This is a genomic window from Niastella vici, from assembly GCF_002077945.1.
Lineage (GTDB): Bacteria > Bacteroidota > Bacteroidia > Chitinophagales > Chitinophagaceae > Niastella > Niastella vici.
On the sequence record NZ_LVYD01000004.1, the window covers coordinates 1 to 1,215 of the forward strand.

Annotated in this window: 3 protein-coding genes; all 3 read right to left on the bottom strand. The window is 42.3% G+C overall.

The annotated features are described in order from the left end of the window. Positions 1-282 (bottom strand): heme-binding domain-containing protein (locus A3860_RS05450; protein ID WP_173820176.1); only part of this gene is annotated, 282 nt, incomplete at its 3' end. A 10-nt stretch (positions 283-292) separates the two neighbouring features. Next, the gene (locus A3860_RS05455) at positions 293-868 is read right to left on the bottom strand and encodes a DUF3347 domain-containing protein (protein WP_081145551.1); all 576 of its coding nucleotides are present in this window, start codon (positions 866-868) and stop codon (positions 293-295) included. Positions 869-951: 83 nt separating this feature from the next. Continuing rightward, positions 952-1,215, bottom strand: a 264-nt coding sequence (locus tag A3860_RS05460) for a DUF3347 domain-containing protein (protein ID WP_081145552.1), incomplete at its 5' end; no start/stop codon positions are given.

Sequence of the window (1,215 nt, forward strand, 5' to 3'; positions counted from 1 at the left end):
TCCAAACTCGCTAAAGTTCAACTCCGCCTTTCCTTGTTTAATATGGCGTGCCAACATCCATCCCGCCGGCTGTATATTGACATACCAGGGGTACTGGGTGTTATTGCTGTGACAATCGTAGCAGGCAGTTTTCAGTGTAGCCTGTACATTCTCAGGAAGGCTATACATTTTTGAAATATCTGCTGCTAATACCTGCCCGTTTTTATTACGGGCAGGTTGTATAAACTGGATAACAACAAAAACAATCAGTACTCCTAACAACATTTTTTTTATAGGGCTCATGTTTGATGGTTTATTTTAACTCTTCCTTTACTGTGCCACAGGTTGGCATCTTTTTGCCTAAGTAAGGATTCCTGATTTCTTTTACTTCGCTAAGCCAGGTGGCGCCTTTTCCATCATTGTACATAGGGCAGGAGTCCTGGTACAAAGATTGTCCGGCGCCAAACGTTTTTACCAGTTCATACATATCCTTACTCAGCATATCATAGTGTTCCCGTTGGTGTGGGATATTGCCGCCGTTTTTGCCAATATGTTCTGCATGTTCCCTGGCATCGTCTTCCACATCTTCATATACTTTTTTCTGGTCGGCGGTCAACGCAGATTTGTCAAACTTTTGAAAAGCTACTACCATGGTGTTACCCGCAGTGGCAGCGTCGCTGCCGTTATCATTAACCAGTGCGTTTTTTAACTGTAAATAACCACTTAGAATGTCCTTAATAGGGGCTGTAGTTTTTATTTCTGCCATGGCCGGTGTCTCCAGTTTGGGTTGCGCACTGTCAATTCCTGCTTTTGACCCGCTGTTACTGTTGTTATTGCAGGCAGTAAATACGGTGATGCTAATGGCTGCTATTAAAAGAAAGTAATTCATTGTTTAAATTTTTTAGTTGACTAATTGATTGGCAGCAGCTAGGCGGATTAGTGCGTATAGCTGCTGCATGGATTACATGAGCATTATTTTATCGTATCACTTACCTTACCGCATGTAAGCATCTGGGCACCGAAGTAGGGATTTTTGATGGCTGCTTCACTGCTTAGCCAAAATGCTTTTTTCATAGGGCAATATGCCTGGTAAACGGGTTGGTCAGACAGCTTTACTGCTTTGGCCAGTTTATAGAAGTTATTTGAAAAGGATTGGAAATGTTCTCTTTGATGGTCGATTTCCTTTGTTTCGGAGATGTGCTTTGCATCAAAAGCCAGTTTCTCCTGTAAAGGCAT